We start from the raw sequence: 18,420 nt of genomic DNA, 5'->3' as shown, positions 1-18,420 counted from the left end.
TCAATAAACCAGGGAAATACACCCAATGATTGACGTAAGCATTCTGTACCCGAATGAAGCTGGCGCAACCTTCGACTTCGATTACTATCGTGAGCAGCATATGACGATGATTCAGCAGAAGATGGCCGGGGCCTGCAGTCACTTCACTATTGAGAAAGGCCTTCAAGGCCCAGTGCCTGGAAGCGCTCCAACCTACATTGCGATAGGTCATCTCTTCTTCAAATCACTCGACGCGTTCGCCTCTGCATTCGGGCCGCATGCCAAGGCTATCGGAGCGGACATCGCCAATTACACCAGTCTCAAGCCCACCATTCAGATCAGCGAAGTGATCGTCGGCTGATCCCCAAGAAACCAATTGGCGCACACCGAAAGGCACCTGTTTTTAAGAACCAGGTGCCTAATTATTTAACGCTTGCATAAGAGCCATCAATTTATTAATAACTAACAATGAGCCACAACACTACTACCGCATATATTTTTACAAAGGCTGATCAGTGACACATCCGAACTCTTTCCATCGAGAAACAAATTCAAATATTTCTCATAAGGCCTTATGTCAATATTGGCTTCTTTGAGCCAATCAGCATCGTAATATGTAGAGGCATAACGATCTCCCGAATCGCAAATTACCGACACTATCGAACCTGTCTGTTTCTGTGAGCGCATTTGCTCCGCAATACAACAAACACCAAAGAAATTCGTTCCCGTAGAACCACCAACACGGCGCGATAACCGCTCTGAAAGAACGTGCATGGCAGCAAGTGAAGCGGCGTCTGGAATCTTGATCATGTGATCGATGACATCAGGGATGAACGAAGGCTCTACCCTAGGCCGACCAATACCTTCGATGCGAGACGGAGTCGCACAAGTGCTCGCCTTATCTCCAGTATCGTAGGATTCGTAGAAAGCGGAATGTTCAACGTCAACTACACAAAGTCGAGTATTCAGATGCTTATACTTGATATACCTTCCGATTGTGGCTGATGTTCCTCCAGTGCCGGCACTCATAACCACCCAAGCTGGTTCAGGATCTTGCTCCATTGCCATTTGCGAAAATATACTTTCGGCAATGTTATTATTGCCGCGCCAGTCTGTAGCGCGCTCTGCATTTGTAAACTGATCTAAATAATGACCACCCGTTTCACGAGCAAGTTGCTCGGCGACCGTATAGATAGCTCCAGGATTGTCAACAAAGTGACATGCCCCCCCTAATCGATTGATAGCATCGATTTTCTGGCAACTGGTGGAGCGCTGCATTACCGCAGTAAAGGGCAGATTTAGGAGCTTAGCGAAATACGCCTCACTGACAGCTGTTGAACCAGAAGATGCCTCGACTAATAAAGTACCTTTCTTTATCCAGCCATTGCAGATGCCATACAGGAAAAGCGATCGTGCCAAGCGGTGCTTCAGACTGCCTGTAGGGTGAGTAGACTCATCTTTCAGATAAATCGATATCCCAGGTAGCCCATTAAAATCCAAAGGAATCAGATGTGTATCGGCAGAGCGATTAGCATCCCCCTGCAACACGCCGATCGCCCAGCGAGTCCACTCTTTATCCTGATTTCCGAGATTAAGATTCATAAATATCCTGTTTTGGCCACTAATTCAACATTCAGTCCAATGCGACAATTGCGTCTACTGCGACGAGGGCTCCTTTCGGAAGTGCGGAAACCTCGAACGTGGCTCGAGCGGGGAACGGTGAAGAGAAATAGGTCGCATACACTTCATTCAACCTGGCGAAATCACCTAAGTTCGTAACCATTATTGTTGTTTTGATAGTCTTTGAAATATCAGTACCTGCTGCTCCAGCAATCGCTGAAATATTGCTGAGGCACTGTTTCATTTGAAGCATGGCATCTTCCGCCACTAGCTCTCCCTTGGAAGGGTCGATACCGAGTTGTCCCGAAACAAACAGATACTCGCCATGGCATACTGCTTGCGAATATGGGCCGACGGCAGCAGGCGCTAACAAAGTGGAAATATTTTTCATAAAAATACCCTACCCTTTTTAGAATATTAAAATTCACAGCTTCGATATTAGTAAAGGTACCGATTGCCGATACCTTTCATGAACTGAACAACGATACTTAATTCAATCAGCGAAAACTTTTCTTTTTTGAGTTGAATTATTGAAGGGAACGACCCCTACTATTTCAAGCTCAGCGTAATCGGTAAATTTATTATAAATTTCTTCAGCATCCTCAAGATATAGCGATTTGGTGATACCACGAACCGCGCGAGGAACCGAATATCTAAAGCCGCTGATAGCGGAGCCGGAAAGCCCCATACTGACGAGCGCGCTATAGGTAAAATTGAATATCTTCGAAATGTAGGGAGTTTCCCCAGACCTTTTCTCGATAAACTCAAAATTCTCACCCAAGTAGGGATGACTGGAAATTTGAGCATCTTCCTCCCCATGAGCCGGGCTATATTTGTCTTGCCAGAGTGCTATGCTATTGGCAATGCTTGAAAGCTCCGGGCGTAGAGAAAAATCATTCACAAAACCGACGGCGACGATCAAATAGTCCACTTTGAGCTTGTCTCCAGACGCAAGGGAGACCTCAACTTGTTCTTTTCCGTCATCAATTACGAGTTTCACCCCTTCCCAGGCCGCATTGGTACGAACGCTTGCACCTTCTAGGCCTGACAATCGATTGTAGGCGTCCTGTGGAGCTGGAATGTTGTACCTGAACATATGCCGCATGTATTTCCACTTCAGGGAATCGTCCATATCAGCGTAATGATTAAGGAACCCTGCTTTTGCCATCCAGATCTGAGGATTAATACGCTGGATATCCTTGCGACGAATACAAACAGTCGCTTCTAACGCTCCCGCCTCAAGTGCGGTCGAAGCGTTATCGAAAGCAGATGCGCCTGCACCGAGAACAGCTATCTTCTTCCCTACAAGCTTGGAAAAATCAATATGCTCTCCTGAAGAAGCATATCGATCTTTGGGCAATGCCGATGAGATGAATTTGGGTACATGCCACGCCCCGCTGCCATCAACGCCCGTCGCAACAACGACTCTGCGAGCATAAACAAACTCGCGAGACGATATTTCCCCTCGACCGTCAAATCTGTTCAGCTCTAGTCGAAACAGTTTGTCTTCTGGAATAACGTTGGATACACCAGTAAGATTCTCGACTGGAATCTTCAGCGTATCGCGACACCATGTAAGATACTCTTGCCAGTCCCCTTTCGGAATCTTGACCAGCTCTTCCCAAGCCTCTTCACCGTATTTGGCTGTGTACCAGGCTTGAGGTGCAAGACTGGTTAAGGACGCATCAATACCTGGCAAATGCTTTACGGTACGCAAAGTGCGCATCCGCGCCGTATTGTTCCATGGGCCTTCCAGTCCCTTAGGCTGCTGATCAAAAACAACGATGTTATCAACCCGTTCGCGCAAAAGCCCCGCCGCGATTGCAAGCCCGCCTTGGCCTCCCCCGATGATCGCCACGTCATAGACATGCTTGCCGCTAGGGTGCGTCTTGGGCAGCACCCAAGGGTCATGGGGAAAACGTAGAACGTGGAGATCGGCCTGTACCCTGGACGCCAATTCATCAAGAGCACTACATTCTGTTGATTTCACACTCATTTTTCTTCACCTATCTACATAGATCCGAAATATAGGTCATCTCGTCGCAAACAGCCCTAGAGGCCACTCATATCGCTCTTTCGCTAATCCGGCTTGATAAAGTCAGTGTATTCTTCCTTCACTAAAAGCAGTTTCCAATCTTCACCGCTAAAGCCAAGCAAAACCGAATAGACTTCTAAAAAAAGCTAAACTTTTGGAAATATTTTCCAAGCATTCGCTAATGCGTGAACAAAGACCTCCAACAACACTGCAGAGTCCACAAATTTTTTTCGTCTTGGTTACGTAAAAAGTAACGTATTGCGATAGAAACGAATTCCAGCGTCATACGCTTCTAATGCGATCTCACGCATTGGATATTTCGAAGACGTTCTTAATGGCAACGGAGTGATTACATCATCGCCGAGTGCGATTTTAGCCAGCATTTTTCCGAAATAGGCATTTGGCGCAATGCCTCGCCCATTACATCCGATGGTTGCAAAGATGCCCGGGCGCGGCTCAACGAGATGCGGCAATCTGTCGACCGTTTGGCCAAGGGTGCCTGACCACCGATAGCCCCATTTGAATGTAGGCGCGAAAGGATAGACAAACTTCATTGCGCGATTTACCCAGTTATCCCCTTCCGAATGAATGGGAAGGAATCCAATAGATCCAACATGAAGACGCCCTACCGGGTCATATCTAAACCACAGCGGTATCTTATGGGTGTCCCACATGGCTATGTAGTGAGGCAAAATTCGCTCTCTCCACTCAGGAGGTAACGGATCTGCAGTGGCGATACCAAAAGCACCAAGAGGCATTATTTCCTCTTTGAAACCTGGTACCAGATCATTGCTGTATGCGTTGGTTGAGAGAATGACCTTGTCGGCTTTTATTGTCGTATTGCCGGTGGTAGCGACCCATCCGGTACCTGAAGGCTCCAGGGATGTCACTTTAGACCCGGTAGAAATTCTAAGACCTCTGGCGACTGCGGCTCGCGCTAACCCGCGCACGTAGGCAAGCGGTTGAAGCGTAAATCCGCGATGATCGATCAATGCAGCTTTATATCGGATCGATCCGTTCATCTCTTCGAGTTCAGAGCCATAGACCATCTGAACATTCGCGCCCAAGGCTTGCCAATCCGAGGCCTGGATTTCGAGTTCTCGTGTTTTCTGAGGAGACGTTGAACAGCGGATGATAGGCCTTTCGTCAGCGGCACAGTCAATACCGTAATCGCGTATCAGTTGACGGACGACGTCAGGCGCGCTGCCCAACTCCTTCAAAAAGAGCTGACCGTAATCCGGGCCGAGCGCACGAAGAATTTGTTCCGGCGAGAGAAACTGACCCGGATTTACCTGCCCTGCGTTCCGTCCGCTAGCACCAGAACCAATTTCTTGGGCTTCAACCAATATTGTCCTAGCGCCGCGTTCTGCACAGTGGAGCCCAGCAGTCACGCCATTGAATCCGCCGCCAATGATCAGGACATCGCAGGACTCTTGCCGCGCCAGAACCACGCTTTCTGGCTTTTCCCCACCGGTCGCAGACCACATTGAATGGTTGATTTCAGATTCTTGTCCGCTAATGAAAGGTCTATCGCCATTAAACATAATCATCCTACTTCGCTACGAGCGTTTAATTTATTAACTGTTTTCAATCGCTACAAAGGGTTGGTTTTTTTGCTTAACTAAATAGCCATGGTATGCAAAATTTTTCGCTCCAGCGCCGTAACAGCGCGAGTAATAGGAAACGCAATTACAAAATAAATTACTGCAGCAGCGGTCAAGAGCTCAACCGGATGCCCCGTTCGGTTAGATATGTTTTGACTAACAAACATTAAGTCGGCCATACCCACGGCGGAGACGAGCGCACTCTCCTTAAATAAGCTAGTGCAATTCGATAAAAGCGTGGGAGCCGCTCTGAGGAGCGCCTGCGGTAGAAGAACGTACAATGTATGCACACGGTAAGTTAGTCCGAGAGCAACCCCCGCATCATGTTGCTCTTTGCTAACGAAGCTGAACGATGCACGGAACGTCTCACTGGTTATCGCCGCCATATACAACGTAAGCGCGATGATTCCACAAGTCAGGTTCGAGAGTTCAACACCCAATACCAGAGGCAAGCAGAAAAACATCCAAAACAACTGAATGAGCACTGGAGTGCCGCGAAACAGCGCCACATATACGGTACTAATCCCATATATAATTTTGTTTTTTGAGCTGCGCGCTATGGCGACCATAAAGCCTAAAGCGCAACCCAATATCACACAGATTGCTGTGAGCTTCAGGGTTAATAAAAGGCCGAAAAGTAAGGCAGCCTTGTAATCGAAGATTACTGAAAAATCTAGTTCCATGGCCGCGTCCTCATGAGTTTTCCGCTTTGCGGCGGCGCTCTATGTATTCTACGAGCTGAGATATTGGGAACGATATCGCAAAGTATATGAGTGCAATAACCGTGAACACTTCGATAGGACGATAGGTATCGGTGGCCAAGATTTTTCCCATATACATAAGGTCTTGCAAAGCGACAATCGCAACGAGTGCCGTTTGCTGAAAAGCGCCGATACCATTTGCAACCAACACGGGTAGAGCCGAGCGAAATGCCTGGGGCAAGACTACATAGACCGTTCGTTGAAACGGAGAGAGACCTAACGCAACAGTCGCGTCGTACTGATTACTTTGCACTCCTTGGATGGCCGCCCTGTACGCTTCTGCGTTGAACGCTGCGAGATTAAGCCCAATCGCCAAGATCCCCATCGTCAGTGCGTCTATGTAAACATCGAAGATGATTGGTATGCAGTAGAAAAACCACACGATCTGGACAAGCGCAGGAGTACAGCGAAAGAACTCAATGAACAGAGTGAAAGGCCAACGGAGTATCGGATTGGGGCTCATTACCAGGAGCGCAATAACGAAACCCAGAGTCAAACCTATGATGTTCGCCGCCACGGTGAGTTGAAGGGTTACGACTAACCCCTTCAGTAGTGGCCAGAGCCCGCTCGTGATAAAGAACAAATCAAATTGATAGTTCACGTCCGACTCCTACAGTCTCGCCAATATGAAAGACTCTCTGTATGAACTCTCTCGTTCGAGCTTCCTTGGGTCTCCCCAGTACCTGTTCAGGCGGGCCATCTTCGACCACCACACCGCCAGCGCAGAAAATGACGCGGGAAGCGATGTTCCTGGCAAAGTGCATGTCGTGAGTCACTATCACCATCGGCATAGACTGTTCAGCCAAATGCATAATGACTTGCTCGACTTCAGCGACAAGTTCAGGATCAAGGGCTGAGGTAACTTCGTCGAAAAGCATCAGCTTTGGGTCAAGCATTAAAGCCCTGGCAATGGCCACGCGTTGCTTTTGCCCACCAGACAGGTGGGCTGGATAAGCTTTTTCCTTTCCTTCCAGTCCAAATCTGACCAATAAACCACGTGCTCGCTGTTCTGCCGATTGTCTTGACTCTCCTCGAGCCTTGATCGGCGCAAGTGTCAGATTTTGTAAAATATTCAGATGCGGAAACAAAGTGTAATGCTGGAAAACCATACCGATGTTGCGACGAATATCCTTATCAATTACGGTTCTTCCGAACTTATCAGTCGTAATATAGTTTTTACCTTGAAACAGTAATTGGCCTTTATCAATATCTTCTAGACCCATCAACACTCGTAGCAACGTACTTTTTCCGCCACCACTCGGCCCAATCACGACGACACGGTCACCAGGGCACATGCTAATGTCCAAACCTTGCAGCACAGGTTTTACGCCGCCTGCGTAGCTCTTGTGCAGCCCCTTCATTTCTACGAGATAGTTTGCATTTGCCATTAGCTTCTACTCCAAATTCAGACAGCCACTACCACTCACAAGGAAATTATTTAGTCTCGTGCGCAATAGCTTTCTTGATTAGCTCATCCATATGACCGGTCGCGACGGCATCATTGATATAAAGGTCTAATACTTGAAGATCAGCGTATGAGGTATCGCGCCGTAGGCCGAACGAAACCCCTTTTTTATCGATCGCTGGTACAGGTCTAAGAACTACTGCCCAGTCGGGGTGAGAAGCGGCGAAAAGGTCATTAGCTGCCGATGTATCGAAAATCACATCAGCTCGTTTTGACATAACAGCCAAACGGATTTCGTCGGGGCCAGGCAGCCGCATGATCGATGCGTTTTTGATGATGGCCGTTAAAGACTTATCCTGAGCCGTGCCAGATGACACCGCGATGGTGACTCCCGGTTGGTCGATATCAGCAACTCCTTTAGGCTGATTCGTCTTGGGATTTTTCTGGTTGTAGATAAAGGTCGATTCAGTAGCTGAAAGGTTTTTAGAGAACACGATAGAGAGCGCACGTTGCGGGGTAGCTGTAAGTGCCGGTGCCAAATCCCATTTTCTGGATTGCAAGCCAGCGATCATGTTGTCCCAACTGGTGTCCACAAAGACCGGCTTGACCTTCAGTATTTCAGCGAACTCTCTGCATGCGTCGACAAAGAAACCTGAATACTCCCCGGTGGCAGGGTCTTTCATGATGTAGGGCGGAGCCTCCGCCGTGCCACATCGAATAGAGCCCGATTTTTGGGCTGCGGCCCATATGCCATCCCCCTCACCCTCGGCGTAAACGCCTGACGATCCGGAAACCACTCCTACTAGAACCAATGCCGGTAACAGACGCATGCCCATACGTTTGAAAATCATATCGGTATCTCCCAGTGATGCGCCGGCCAAGCGCAGATTCGAGGGGATGGCCCTCTGAGCCTCTTGTTATTTTCAGCGCGCCCGCTTTGGGGCTGGGACGCACCTCTTATTTTCTCCCTGATGAAGCACTCTGCTCGATCCGTTTAGCTGATGAAAAAAGACTACCATTTGACAATAGGTAAACTATTGCAAAATTTCCACACCTCAACCTCTTGACATAGAAGCAACTTCCAATGTTTTCTGTATCTGTGCAATATTTTTTCGAGGCTGTCTAAATGTCCAGTTCTTCAAAGCCGCCGGATCGTTCCTCCCGTCTAGACCGTATCGATCGTCGAATACTGGCGGGACTTCAGCGCGACGCTACTCAGCCCGTAACCGAGCTCGCAGAGCAGGTCGGGCTCTCTATGACGCCCTGCTGGCGCAGAATTCAGCGCCTGGAACAGCAAGGTTTCATCAAGAAACGTGTCGCCATCCTCGACAGAACGACGCTGAATGCAAAAGTGACAGTGTTCATAATGATCAAAACAAGGGAGCACTCCATCGAATGGATAGATCGCTTCCACAAAGCCACACGTGACATGACCGAAATTGTCGACATCTATCGGATGAGCGGTGAGGTCGATTATCTAATCCGCGCTTTCCTACCAGATATTCAAGCGTACGACGCACTTTATAAAAAAATCATTAGTCAGTTACCGGTTGCGAATATGACTTCAATGTTTGCAATGGAAGAAATAAAGTCAACAAGCGAAGTACCGCTTGAATTTATTCCAGACTAAATCAGATTCTGAGGCAGCTCGTTGTATCCAGACGAGCTGCCTGGTTTAAACTCTAACCATCGGAATTGGCGATATTTTTCCCTAATTCCGAACCGGGTTGGGCGTACTGCCACAGCAATGGATAGAACTCTAGGAAATCCGCACTCAGCGGCTCATACAGAGCTGTCAGCTCTTCGTATGCCCCACGCAAGCCTTCTGGCTGGGATAGGCGCAAGGAAATGACTTCCAGCCCATGTCCGATCATCGAAAAATCCCTATACGCGCCAAGCCAATTTTCCGAAATGATTAATGGCGCGATCTGGGCCAAGCGCTCCGGCAACGCGGGCTCATCCTCTAAAAGTCGGTAGATTTTTTGAGAAAAAACGTCCAGGGGCTGATCGGCGTATCGCTCCCAATCCCGCGCTAAGCAATGATCAAAAAACATGTCGAGGGCGATACCTGCGTAGCGACGTTTTGTGACAGGAAATCGCTCCAGCGCCCTTCTAACCAGTGGATGGGAATCCGTAAAAGCATCAATTCGGCGATGCAGCCTGATTGCCTCTTCAGTCTGCGTAGAGAAATTTCCTAAAAACGTCCCCTTTACAAAATCCCCATAAAGACTCCCCAGCAACTGCTGTGGCTCCTGACCGCCTAAGTGGAGATGTGCAAGGTAGTTCATCAACGACTCCTACGAACTATAGGGCTTTTGGGAGGGTTGATAGCGCTGGGCGCCGCCCGTCCGAGATCGGCCCTCCATATAAACGCTACCATTCACTAGGTAGGTCATCAATAGCAGATTTAAAGCCGCCCAGCCACCCTGCTCTGCAGCTGCGTGTCGCCCGCAGCCACCTTCAAAATTACACGATGACGCCGATTGTCGTTTTTCTCATTGCACGCCTACCAACTAGATGGTAGCGTATATACAGATTCAAAATTATCCCCGTGAACCTGCAGGGCGTTAACGCCCACGTGAGAATCCTATGCAAGATTGGAAGCAAACTCGTCAAGACATCAATGCCCGCCTGGTACAGCTGAATAGCCTGTCCCCTGAGACCTTGAAAGGCATGGCTTCGCTAGGAGGTGCTGGCGCGAAAACAAACCAGCTGGACGCCAAAACACGCGAACTGATTTCGTTAGCCGTAGCGGTGACTACCCGCTGCGATGGCTGCATTGCTTTTCACGCTGCAGAGGCCAAAAAGCTCGGCGTAACTACTGAAGAGGTGGCAGAAGCTTTGGGCGTAGCAATCAACATGAACGCAGGGGCTGCGCTGGTCTATAGCACTCACGTGCTCGACGCCTTCGACAAGTCATAAGTCTTTCTCCGCCCTTCAACTCTTTAACGACGTCGAGATTAATCATGAATAAGCTGTTCACCCCTTACGATTTGTCAGGCATTGCGCTGAAAAACCGTGTTGTCATGGCGCCGATGACCCGCACCCGTACCCTGAACAACATTCCAAATGAATCCAACGCGCTGTATTACGCGCAACGTGCTTCTGCCGGCTTGCTGATCACCGAAGGCCTGCCTATCTCCGACGAGGCTCGCGGTTATCTGTACACCCCTGGCATTTACGAAGATGAGCACTTGCCAGGCTGGCGCAAAGTCACCGAAGCCGTACATGCCAAGGGTGGGAAGATTTTTGCGCAGCTCTGGCACGTTGGCCGTATGTCTCATGTTTCGGTGCATGGCATGGTGCCAGTCTCCTCGGGTACGGTGCCTGCGGTTGATACCACGGTGTATGCGTGGATCGACCCTGGCAAATCAGGCCCGGTTCAACCTAGCGCTCCACGTGCTCTGGAAACTGAGGAAGTAAAACGCGTTATCGCCGACTTTGTGAAATCTGCGCGAATGGCAATGGACGCAGGTTTTGATGGTATCGAAATCATGGCGGCGAACGGCTTTCTGTTCGATCAGTTCCTGAGCAGTGCCTTGAACACTCGAACCGACCAGTACGGTGGCTCGATTGCCAACCGTCAGCGCTTCCTGCTGGAGACCATTGACGCAATTGCTGCTGAAATCGGTGGTTCCCAGATTGGTGTACGTTTCTCGCCGTTTGGTCGCCTGTATGACTTCGGCGTGTACGACGGTGAAGAAGAAACCTGGATGAGCATGGCAGCAGCCCTCAATGAACGGGAACTAGCGTTCGTTCATCTGAACTACCAACCAACCATCCTCGCCGCGCAAACACCTCCGGGTTTCGGAGCAGCCTTCCGCGAAGCCTACAAAGGCACCTTGATGGCTGCTGGCGGCTTCACCAAAGAGATCGCAGAGTCTGAACTGGCCAAAGGTGAACTCGACCTGATCGCTTTCGGCACCGCCTACATTGCCAACCCTGATCTGGTAGAGCGTATGCAGAACGGTTGGCCATTGGCGGAAGGCGATCGCGCAACCTACTACGGCGTAAGCGATTCGATTGAAAAGGGTTACACCGACTATCCGACTTACGCTAACGCTGCTCAGCGGGTTCCGGCTGAAGCGTAATTGCTTTAAGGCTCAGCCTACGTTGAGTTCTGCGTGGGCAGGCCCGTCGTAATGCGGTACCTATCAGTCATGTCTGCTGTAAAGACTGGATAGAAGCCGCGCCCCAAAGTCACGGAGATATGGGCGTCTTCGGTACTGACCTATAGCCCTTATTGAAATGGAGCACACTATGCCGTTAGTCATTATTAAAGGTATCGAAGGCGTTTTCACGGAAGAGCAAAAAGCCGAGGCGATTCATAAAGTCACCGAGGCCATGGTCTCAGTCGAAGGTGAAAATATGCGCGCTCTCACTTGGGTTCTTTTCGAGGAAGTGAAAAGCGGCAGTTGGGGGATTGCAGGAGAACCAATCACCGCAGAAAAGGTGCTGAAGCTACAAGCTGGCGAATAAAGCGCGGCCCTGAAAATCAAGCCTTTTCTGGATTTGGTGCATCTCGTTCCTTGGGACTTGGCATCTTCTCCAGGAAGGGCTTTTTCATTCAAAAGACATTAATTGGCCTCAAAGTGCTTGAATGAAAACCATCCTTTACGCGGGATGGCCTCTATCACTCATCGACCTAACGGACATCCTGGAGGTCATCTTGATTCTTATCATTTACGCTCATCCCTACCCCAAAAAATCACTTGTTAATCGAGCAATGCTCGAACGCGTATCCAGCAATCCGGACATAGTCATACGTTCCCTGTACGACCTTTATCCAGACTTCAATATCGACGTTGAGGCTGAACAGAAAGCGGTCGATCAAGCACAGCTGCTCGTACTGCAACATCCGATGTATTGGTACAGCTCCCCGCCCCTTTTGAAATTATGGATCGATAAAGTATTCACTCACGGTTGGGCATACGGCAAAGGCTCTGTCGCCCTCAAAGATAAGAGTCTGCTGTGGGCCGTCACGACGGGTGGCGAGCACGATCATTTCCAAATAGGCAACCACCCAGGTTTCTCGGTGTTGGCTCAACCCCTCCACGCAACGGCAATCTATTGCAGCATGCGCTGGCTGAACCCGGTCGTGGTACACGGCGCGTATGCAGCTGCACCCGACTCCCTACACTCACAAATCGAGCACTATTACGCGCGCTTGGCCTCCTGGAAGGAAGATTGATATGGAGACTCACAGTCTGATTGAAATGCTCATTTACTTGGGCTCAGCTGCCTTGATAGTCCCAATCGCCGTTCGGTTAGGACTTGGCCCGGTTCTGGGCTATCTGTTGGCCGGCTGCCTGATCGGCCCGTGGGGTCTGAAGCTGGTAACGGATGTGGAATCCATCCTGCACTTTGCTGAAATCGGTGTAGTTTTGATGTTGTTTATCATTGGTCTCGAACTTGATCCCAAACGTCTTTGGGCCATGCGCCGAATGGTCTTCGGTGGCGGCGCATTGCAGATGCTGGCCTGCGGTGTTGCAATTGCCGTGTTTTGCGCCGCACTTGGCTTGAACTGGACAGCAGCACTGTTGGTGGGGTTGACGCTGAGTCTGTCGTCGACCGCCATCGCCATGCAGGCCATGAACGAGCGAAACATGATCCCAACCGCCGTGGGTCGCAGCAGCTTTGCCGTGCTGTTGTTCCAGGACATCGCGGCGATTCCGCTGGTCGCGATGATTCCATTGTTAGCCGCAAATGGTGGTACGCCTACCGGCGCGGAACTCGCGTTGTCCATCGCGAAAATCGTCGGTGCGATCGTCGCGGTGGTGCTCCTGGGTCAGTACGTCTCCCGGCCCGTTCTGCGCTTTGTAGCGCGCTCAGGCTTGCGCGAAATCTTCAGTGCCGTTGCGCTGTTTCTGGTGTTTGGATTTGGGTTGTTGCTGGAAGAGGCAGGATTGTCCATGGCTATGGGAGCATTTCTCGCCGGCGTCCTGTTAGCCAGCTCGGAATACCGGCACGCTTTGGAAAGTGACATTGAACCATTCAAGGGGCTGCTACTCGGTTTGTTCTTTATCGGCGTCGGCATGTCGATCGACTTCGGCACGCTGATCGATGCGCCACTGAAAGTCTTAACGCTGACCTTGGGTTTCATCCTGATCAAGCTGCTGGTAATCAAACTCCTTGGCCGCTTCCTGAGTGTCCCTACTGAACAGCGCTCTTGGCAGGCGGTGTTTCTCGGTCAGGGCAGTGAGTTCGCCTTCGTCGTGTTTGGCGCAGCAACGGTTGCCGGCATCCTGGTCGACCCTTGGGGTAAAAGCCTGACCTTGGCGGTAGCACTGTCCATGTGCGTCACACCTCTGCTGATCCTAATGCTCAATCGCTTGGAGTCCGCAAATAAACAGGGCAACCAGGAGGCTGACACCATCGATCAGCGCAATCCTCGGGTAATCATCGCCGGCTTTGGTCGATTCGGCCAAATCGCGGGCCGTCTCTTAATGTCCTGTGGCTTTGAAGTAGTGGTGCTGGATCATGATCCCGATCATATCGAGACGTTGCGCAAGTTTGGGGTCAAGGTGTTCTACGGCGACGCGACCCGTCTTGATTTGCTGCACGCCGCCGGTGCTGCTCAAGCAGTGGTGCTAATCAACGCCATCGACAATCAGGAAGGCAACCTGGCACTGACTCGGCTGGCCCAAGAGCATTTTCCCTCCCTGAAGCTGGTGGTGCGCGCTCGCGATATGGGGCACATCATTACCCTACGCCAGATGGGCATAGAGGCAGTTGAGCGGGAGACTTTTGAAAGCGCTTTGTCCCTTGGACGCAGAGCGCTGGAGCAACTGGGCGTCGGGCGCTACGAGGCCCGTGAACGCGCGGATCGATTCCGCCGCCTGAACCAGGAAATGCTTGAAGAAATGGCCGCGCAGCCCGAGGACGATACTGAGTTCAAGTACGACGCATACAAGCGGGCCAACGCCCTTCTGACGGAAATTTTCAACGAAGATCGAGCTCATCCGATCATTAACTGGCCGGATCAAAGTCGAGCCAAGGCGGAAGAGAAAGATAGCTAAACGAACGTCGAAAAATTTAAAGCCATTCTGAGGTCAGTCTAAAAGACGTCCTTTAAGTCAGCCAAGATTGCTTTCTTCAACGCGGCAGCCGATCGAGAGCCGGCCAAGACTAAGCGCAACCGCCCTTCGTGAAAAATCGCCAAGGATGGCACTGACCGGATACCGTACATTTGGGAAATCGTCGGCGAAACAGCCACATCAATCCTTCCGAATGCGGCGCGAGAATGCAGCTTGTCTGCCAGGTCGTGAAAGACCGGCTTCATTTCCTGGCATGGCTTGCACCAAGACGCCGAAAACAGCACGACGCTGCTTCCTTTTGCAACGAATCTGGCGAACTGTTCGGCTTTCAAGTCTACGATACGGTTCATTTGCACCTCACCCACAACGCCACTTCAAATCTAGAGATTGCAGCACCAACAGGTGCCGCAAAGTCTCTAGCATCAATTACACCCATCAATACCGCAGACTTGACCGCTGAGCGACTCCTCCTCGCCCTTTGCTTCCAAATACATTTGATTCAATGCTTGGAGAAAGTCTTCTGGACGCTGAGCACCCGCCATGGAAAATGCGTTATTGAACACAAAAAATGGAACGCCTGAGCCGAATTGGGCCGCCGCGCGCTCGTCTTCCTGCATCTGAAGGCGCAGATCCGGGGATGACCACGCGAGTCGAATCGACTCATCAGATACCCCTACAGACTTCGCTATCGCCTCTAAACTTTTCCTGTCAAAGAGCGATTTACCCTGGGTGGTACTTTGCTCATAGAGCGCTTCCACCAGGTTCTTCTTCACTGCTACATCTTCGACTGCTTTGACCAATACGTGCGCGTCCGCAGTGTCACCAAACAGCATGGTTTCGAAACGGTAATCCAGCCCCGAAGATTGGCCATATTGCTTAACTGTACTCATCATGGTTACAGCAGCGGTTGGACTACCCAATTTACGTTTGAGGGCTCCTACCATAGGCTCAGCAACATGGTTCGGGGCAAGACGGTAAGCTCTAACGTTGACTTGAACGCTGTCCTTGTGAGGAAAGTTTTCAAGCGCTTTTTCGAAACGACGCTTAGCGACCCAGCACCAAGGACAGACGTAATCAGACCAAATATCTATTACGAATTTCTTCGAAACACTGCTCATAAATCACTCTGTATTAAAGGAAATAAAAGAAGTCGTCGCTATTTGGGGAAGACTAAAAGCGACTGTTAATAACTCTGTTGATGCTCACTGGTATGTCTGATCTCATGAGCAGCCATTGCGGCTGATCGCTCCACCGATTCGAGCAAGCAGTCGAACCCAGCTAAGGGATCTGCCGATCTGCCCAATGTCCAATCAATGAGACTCGCCCCCTCTAATGCGCTCAACAGCATGAATGCATAGGCTTGAGCGGGCCTGGCCAGCAACCAGCCTTTCTGAATAGCTGCCTCACTGATGGTTCTCTGGAGCCAGTCAAGTTGCGTCTCGAAAAAGACTCGAGTCAGCACTTGAAGCGATAAAGGTAGCGCAGCCATTTCTGCCGCCAGTGCGCCACACAAAGGTAGAAGCCCATCATTCGCACTGACGACAAACAGACGAGAAAAAGCTCGAAGCCGCATCAAAGGATCCTTATCAGTGTCTTCAATTGACCTAATGGTCGCTTCGAAGCGATTGATTGAGTCTTTGATCAACTCCTGACCGAGACACTCTTTGGTCGGGAAGTGATGATGAATGCTGGCTTTTCTAATACCAATCGTTGCGGCTAGATCAGCGTAACTAAATGCTGAGTAGCCCTTAGACCTCATCTGGTCTTCCGCGACTTTTAACAGCGCTGCTCTTGTCGAAACAGACATTGAAAACTCCTGCGGCTAGGGTTCAGCCGCCCTACACCAAAAGCTGGCAAGCTGCTGCCAACTGGGCCAGTCAAATGGCCTTTGATTAACGTTCGAGCCATTGCACCTCCCAGCACTCTTGGTGATGGAATGGAAGTCGACTTAGGCGACTTCCATCAGACAGCGTTAGCTGAAATCAGGCACGAACGGCCATGATTCCCGCATCCACGTCCCAGATAGCACCGGTCACCCAGGATGTCTTGTCCGACAGCAGGAACACGATGGTGTTGGCCACATCCTCAGGAACACCAACTCGACCCAATGGGTGGAAATCGTTCAGCGACTTCATCGCTTCTGGGATCGCCTCTTTGTCCATGAAACCTTCATAAATCGAGGTGTGAACGATCCCTGGCGAAACTGCGTTGACGCGGATACCCGAGTGAGCCAATTCAATTGCCAGGTTGCGTGTCAGCGCATGCAGACCTGCCTTCGCCATGGAGTACGCAGAGGCCGGCGAACCTGCCAAAGCGGCCTGTGCACCGATGGAACCGACGTTGACAATTGACCCTTCGCGCTTGGCGGCGAGCATGTTCTTGACTACTGCCTGGGTGATGAAGAACGTTGCACGGTTGAGAGACAGGTACATGTCGTACTCAGCTTCGTCGTGCTCGGTGAAGGCTTTGGGAATGAATATGCCAGCAGAGTTCACCATCAGGCTGATATCGCTATGCTTGGCATTGATTTCGTTGCGAACGAAATTCATGCCTTCTTCAGTCATGAGGTTTGCGACTATCACAGAAACCGGGCCAAACGCGCTCAACTCGTTACGGACGGCGTCTGCCTTGTCTTGCTTGCTGCCTGTCAACACCACGCTGCCACCGGCTTTCAGCACCATGCGAGCAGTTTCCAGACCCATACCACTGGTACCACCTACAACAAGCAGTTTCTTACCTTTGAAAAAATCGTTCATTTCATACTCCAGCTAACCAAGTTATCGAAAATTGCAGCGCCAGAGTTCATTCGTCTGCTGGCGCTCTTAGGGTTCAGAGAATCAACCCCCTTGAAAATCAGTCCTCACGAACCTCGAGAGTCGGCTTCATACGGATAGCTTTCGAGAAGTTGGCGTAGTTAACCGAAGTCTTAATTACATTTTTATGCAACTCTTCCACGCGCTCACGAGGTGCGTCGGTGTGCAGGCGAATCACGACGCTCACTTCGTCGTACCCTGGGTTGACGCTCTCGTCGAGGCCCAAGAAACCACGCAGGTCGAGGGTACCGTCCGTCTCAATTTCCAGACTGTGGATCTTGATACCCATCATGGCGGCGTTGGCTGCATAGCCGACCGACATGCAAGCGTTGAGAGCGGCCATTAGCAGCTCTTGAGGGTTAGGCGCACTGTTCTGGCCCAGCAACTCATTTGGCTCATCGGCGACGATTTCGAAATCACGCGAATAGGTCTCACCGGCGAGGCTGTAGCGACTGACTTTCGCCACAGAGCGCGTCTGGCCTTTCCACTGAGTCTTAACGTTAAAGCTGGCGTGGCGCTTGCCCGCATCCTCAGCAACACCTTGGGCAAACTGCTGCAGGGCGGCTACGTCAATACCGTTCAGGTTATTTGTCATTTGGTAAGTCCTCTGTGCAACGCATTTTTGCGCGTGGGTTGATGTTCGACGGAATAACTCTACCAACTGGTAGGGAGGGATGCAATAGAATTTTTTGAAATTGCTTGATGCGCGAAACCCAGCAAGGAGTAATCTACTCACAAGCCCGGTAAACATAGCCCAAAGCTAAGCACCGTCTATCCGAACGGACAGACGGCAAAACGCCTACGAGTAGGATGGCTTAAAGCAAAGAAGCTATTACCCTCTAAATCTTTACCAGGCTTAAAAAATTAATTGAAAAGGTATCAGGGAGAGTAGTCATGAACCGTAAAATAGCTTCAGGTCTTTTTTTATCAGCAATTGGAATATACATCGCTGTGCCTCAAACGTCGTTACGTACAGAGGCGCAAGAACTACCTACCGCAAGTTCTGTATCAGCTGTTGATAACCAATCCAAATCTACCGCTACTGCGTCTGATGGTGCTGATCATGTCGGCGCCGGCGCATTAGCACGAAGTGGCGCTGAGCATGGCACGGGCCAGGTGGCTGCTGACGGTGCCGATCATGTCGGAGCCAAAGGTGTCGCCGCTGA

Annotated in this window: 22 protein-coding genes; 8 read left to right on the top strand and 14 right to left on the bottom strand. The window is 50.5% G+C overall.

Annotated elements, in window-relative coordinates:
• The first annotated feature begins 25 nt into the window (after positions 1-25).
• Positions 26-340: an EthD family reductase gene (locus AF70_RS00925; protein ID WP_019579155.1), complete on the top strand. Its 315-nt coding sequence runs from the start codon at positions 26-28 to the stop codon at positions 338-340.
• A gap of 101 nt (positions 341-441) precedes the next feature.
• Here the strand turns inward: AF70_RS00925 and AF70_RS00920 are convergent, their stop codons facing one another.
• From AF70_RS00920 to AF70_RS00885, 8 genes are all read right to left on the bottom strand, one after another.
• A complete protein-coding gene (locus AF70_RS00920; RefSeq protein WP_081013814.1) occupies positions 442-1,581 on the bottom strand; it encodes a PLP-dependent cysteine synthase family protein in 1,140 nt (379 codons plus the stop codon).
• Between the two features lie 31 nt (positions 1,582-1,612).
• Positions 1,613-1,990, bottom strand: a complete 378-nt coding sequence (locus AF70_RS00915; protein WP_019579157.1) for a Rid family detoxifying hydrolase — start codon at positions 1,988-1,990, stop codon at positions 1,613-1,615.
• 102 nt (positions 1,991-2,092) lie between these two features.
• On the bottom strand, positions 2,093-3,595 hold the full coding sequence (locus AF70_RS00910) for an FAD-dependent oxidoreductase (RefSeq protein ID WP_019579158.1): 1,503 nt from the start codon (positions 3,593-3,595) through the stop codon (positions 2,093-2,095).
• A gap of 278 nt (positions 3,596-3,873) precedes the next feature.
• Positions 3,874-5,184 (bottom strand): FAD-binding oxidoreductase, encoded by a 1,311-nt coding sequence (locus tag AF70_RS00905; protein WP_231380584.1) that lies wholly within the window; start codon positions 5,182-5,184, stop codon positions 3,874-3,876.
• Positions 5,185-5,255: 71 nt separating this feature from the next.
• Complete coding sequence (locus AF70_RS00900) at positions 5,256-5,921, bottom strand: amino acid ABC transporter permease (RefSeq protein ID WP_019579160.1); 666 nt, start codon at positions 5,919-5,921, stop codon at positions 5,256-5,258.
• 10 nt (positions 5,922-5,931) lie between these two features.
• The gene (locus AF70_RS00895) at positions 5,932-6,600 is read right to left on the bottom strand and encodes an amino acid ABC transporter permease (RefSeq protein WP_019579161.1); all 669 of its coding nucleotides are present in this window, start codon (positions 6,598-6,600) and stop codon (positions 5,932-5,934) included.
• A complete protein-coding gene (locus tag AF70_RS00890; protein WP_019579162.1) occupies positions 6,584-7,387 on the bottom strand; it encodes an amino acid ABC transporter ATP-binding protein in 804 nt (267 codons plus the stop codon). Before AF70_RS00890 ends, AF70_RS00895 begins: the two co-directional genes overlap by 17 nt.
• A gap of 46 nt (positions 7,388-7,433) precedes the next feature.
• A complete protein-coding gene (locus tag AF70_RS00885) occupies positions 7,434-8,255 on the bottom strand; it encodes an ABC transporter substrate-binding protein (RefSeq protein ID WP_028941113.1) in 822 nt (273 codons plus the stop codon).
• A 275-nt stretch (positions 8,256-8,530) separates the two neighbouring features.
• Between AF70_RS00885 and AF70_RS00880 the strand changes: the two genes are divergently transcribed.
• Positions 8,531-9,034, top strand: coding sequence for an Lrp/AsnC family transcriptional regulator (locus tag AF70_RS00880; protein ID WP_019579164.1), 504 nt, complete (start codon positions 8,531-8,533; stop codon positions 9,032-9,034).
• Positions 9,035-9,086: 52 nt separating this feature from the next.
• Here AF70_RS00880 and AF70_RS00875 read toward each other — a convergent pair whose 3' ends face one another.
• Positions 9,087-9,692, bottom strand: coding sequence for an ACP phosphodiesterase (locus tag AF70_RS00875; RefSeq protein ID WP_019579165.1), 606 nt, complete (start codon positions 9,690-9,692; stop codon positions 9,087-9,089).
• 301 nt (positions 9,693-9,993) lie between these two features.
• Between AF70_RS00875 and AF70_RS00870 the strand changes: the two genes are divergently transcribed.
• The 5 genes from AF70_RS00870 to kefC all read left to right on the top strand — a co-directional run bounded on the left by AF70_RS00870 (position 9,994) and on the right by kefC (position 14,423).
• On the top strand, positions 9,994-10,326 hold the full coding sequence (locus AF70_RS00870; RefSeq protein WP_008015729.1) for a carboxymuconolactone decarboxylase family protein: 333 nt from the start codon (positions 9,994-9,996) through the stop codon (positions 10,324-10,326).
• A gap of 44 nt (positions 10,327-10,370) precedes the next feature.
• Positions 10,371-11,495 (top strand): alkene reductase, encoded by a 1,125-nt coding sequence (locus AF70_RS00865; protein ID WP_019579166.1) that lies wholly within the window; start codon positions 10,371-10,373, stop codon positions 11,493-11,495.
• A gap of 169 nt (positions 11,496-11,664) precedes the next feature.
• Complete coding sequence (locus tag AF70_RS00860; RefSeq protein WP_019579167.1) at positions 11,665-11,883, top strand: 4-oxalocrotonate tautomerase family protein; 219 nt, start codon at positions 11,665-11,667, stop codon at positions 11,881-11,883.
• Between the two features lie 190 nt (positions 11,884-12,073).
• On the top strand, positions 12,074-12,595 hold the full coding sequence (kefF, locus tag AF70_RS00855) for a glutathione-regulated potassium-efflux system oxidoreductase KefF (RefSeq protein WP_028941112.1): 522 nt from the start codon (positions 12,074-12,076) through the stop codon (positions 12,593-12,595).
• A 1-nt stretch (position 12,596) separates the two neighbouring features.
• On the top strand, positions 12,597-14,423 hold the full coding sequence (gene kefC, locus AF70_RS00850) for a glutathione-regulated potassium-efflux system protein KefC (protein ID WP_019579169.1): 1,827 nt from the start codon (positions 12,597-12,599) through the stop codon (positions 14,421-14,423).
• Between the two features lie 38 nt (positions 14,424-14,461).
• Here the strand turns inward: kefC and AF70_RS00845 are convergent, their stop codons facing one another.
• The 5 genes from AF70_RS00845 to AF70_RS00825 form a co-directional block, all read right to left on the bottom strand.
• Positions 14,462-14,791, bottom strand: coding sequence for a co-chaperone YbbN (locus AF70_RS00845; RefSeq protein ID WP_019579170.1), 330 nt, complete (start codon positions 14,789-14,791; stop codon positions 14,462-14,464).
• Positions 14,792-14,863: 72 nt separating this feature from the next.
• Positions 14,864-15,559 carry a DsbA family oxidoreductase gene (locus AF70_RS00840; protein ID WP_019579171.1) on the bottom strand — a complete coding sequence of 232 codons (696 nt, stop codon included), beginning with the start codon at positions 15,557-15,559 and terminating at the stop codon, positions 14,864-14,866.
• A gap of 65 nt (positions 15,560-15,624) precedes the next feature.
• The gene (locus tag AF70_RS00835; protein ID WP_019579172.1) at positions 15,625-16,248 is read right to left on the bottom strand and encodes a TetR/AcrR family transcriptional regulator; all 624 of its coding nucleotides are present in this window, start codon (positions 16,246-16,248) and stop codon (positions 15,625-15,627) included.
• Positions 16,249-16,423: 175 nt separating this feature from the next.
• Complete coding sequence (locus tag AF70_RS00830; protein WP_019579173.1) at positions 16,424-17,197, bottom strand: SDR family NAD(P)-dependent oxidoreductase; 774 nt, start codon at positions 17,195-17,197, stop codon at positions 16,424-16,426.
• A gap of 97 nt (positions 17,198-17,294) precedes the next feature.
• Complete coding sequence (locus AF70_RS00825; RefSeq protein WP_019579174.1) at positions 17,295-17,849, bottom strand: OsmC family protein; 555 nt, start codon at positions 17,847-17,849, stop codon at positions 17,295-17,297.
• 299 nt (positions 17,850-18,148) lie between these two features.
• Here AF70_RS00825 and AF70_RS00820 point away from each other — a divergent pair.
• Positions 18,149-18,420 (top strand): hypothetical protein (locus AF70_RS00820; RefSeq protein ID WP_169342452.1); only part of this gene is annotated, 272 nt, incomplete at its 3' end.

Origin of the sequence: Pseudomonas sp. KD5, assembly GCF_012932895.1 — a bacterium.
Taxonomy (GTDB): domain Bacteria; phylum Pseudomonadota; class Gammaproteobacteria; order Pseudomonadales; family Pseudomonadaceae; genus Aquipseudomonas.
Note: the sequence above shows the minus strand (reverse complement) of the source record. Positions and strands in the feature narration are given on the sequence as shown.

What these genes read in the sequence shown, in the direction of transcription:
- AF70_RS00925 (WP_019579155.1), top strand. Translation starts at nt 26, where the DNA reads ATGATTGACGTAAGCATTCTGTACCCGAATGAAGCTGGCGCAACCTTC.
- AF70_RS00920 (WP_081013814.1), bottom strand. Translation starts at nt 1,581, where the DNA reads ATGAATCTTAATCTCGGAAATCAGGATAAAGAGTGGACTCGCTGGGCG.
- AF70_RS00915 (WP_019579157.1), bottom strand. Translation starts at nt 1,990, where the DNA reads ATGAAAAATATTTCCACTTTGTTAGCGCCTGCTGCCGTCGGCCCATAT.
- AF70_RS00910 (WP_019579158.1), bottom strand. Translation starts at nt 3,595, where the DNA reads ATGAGTGTGAAATCAACAGAATGTAGTGCTCTTGATGAATTGGCGTCC.
- AF70_RS00905 (WP_231380584.1), bottom strand. Translation starts at nt 5,184, where the DNA reads ATGATTATGTTTAATGGCGATAGACCTTTCATTAGCGGACAAGAATCT.
- AF70_RS00900 (WP_019579160.1), bottom strand. Translation starts at nt 5,921, where the DNA reads ATGGAACTAGATTTTTCAGTAATCTTCGATTACAAGGCTGCCTTACTT.
- AF70_RS00890 (WP_019579162.1), bottom strand. Translation starts at nt 7,387, where the DNA reads ATGGCAAATGCAAACTATCTCGTAGAAATGAAGGGGCTGCACAAGAGC.
- AF70_RS00885 (WP_028941113.1), bottom strand. Translation starts at nt 8,255, where the DNA reads ATGATTTTCAAACGTATGGGCATGCGTCTGTTACCGGCATTGGTTCTA.
- AF70_RS00880 (WP_019579164.1), top strand. Translation starts at nt 8,531, where the DNA reads ATGTCCAGTTCTTCAAAGCCGCCGGATCGTTCCTCCCGTCTAGACCGT.
- AF70_RS00875 (WP_019579165.1), bottom strand. Translation starts at nt 9,692, where the DNA reads ATGAACTACCTTGCACATCTCCACTTAGGCGGTCAGGAGCCACAGCAG.
- AF70_RS00870 (WP_008015729.1), top strand. Translation starts at nt 9,994, where the DNA reads ATGCAAGATTGGAAGCAAACTCGTCAAGACATCAATGCCCGCCTGGTA.
- AF70_RS00865 (WP_019579166.1), top strand. Translation starts at nt 10,371, where the DNA reads ATGAATAAGCTGTTCACCCCTTACGATTTGTCAGGCATTGCGCTGAAA.
- AF70_RS00860 (WP_019579167.1), top strand. Translation starts at nt 11,665, where the DNA reads ATGCCGTTAGTCATTATTAAAGGTATCGAAGGCGTTTTCACGGAAGAG.
- kefC (WP_019579169.1), top strand. Translation starts at nt 12,597, where the DNA reads ATGGAGACTCACAGTCTGATTGAAATGCTCATTTACTTGGGCTCAGCT.
- AF70_RS00845 (WP_019579170.1), bottom strand. Translation starts at nt 14,791, where the DNA reads ATGAACCGTATCGTAGACTTGAAAGCCGAACAGTTCGCCAGATTCGTT.
- AF70_RS00840 (WP_019579171.1), bottom strand. Translation starts at nt 15,559, where the DNA reads ATGAGCAGTGTTTCGAAGAAATTCGTAATAGATATTTGGTCTGATTAC.
- AF70_RS00835 (WP_019579172.1), bottom strand. Translation starts at nt 16,248, where the DNA reads ATGTCTGTTTCGACAAGAGCAGCGCTGTTAAAAGTCGCGGAAGACCAG.
- AF70_RS00830 (WP_019579173.1), bottom strand. Translation starts at nt 17,197, where the DNA reads ATGAACGATTTTTTCAAAGGTAAGAAACTGCTTGTTGTAGGTGGTACC.
- AF70_RS00825 (WP_019579174.1), bottom strand. Translation starts at nt 17,849, where the DNA reads ATGACAAATAACCTGAACGGTATTGACGTAGCCGCCCTGCAGCAGTTT.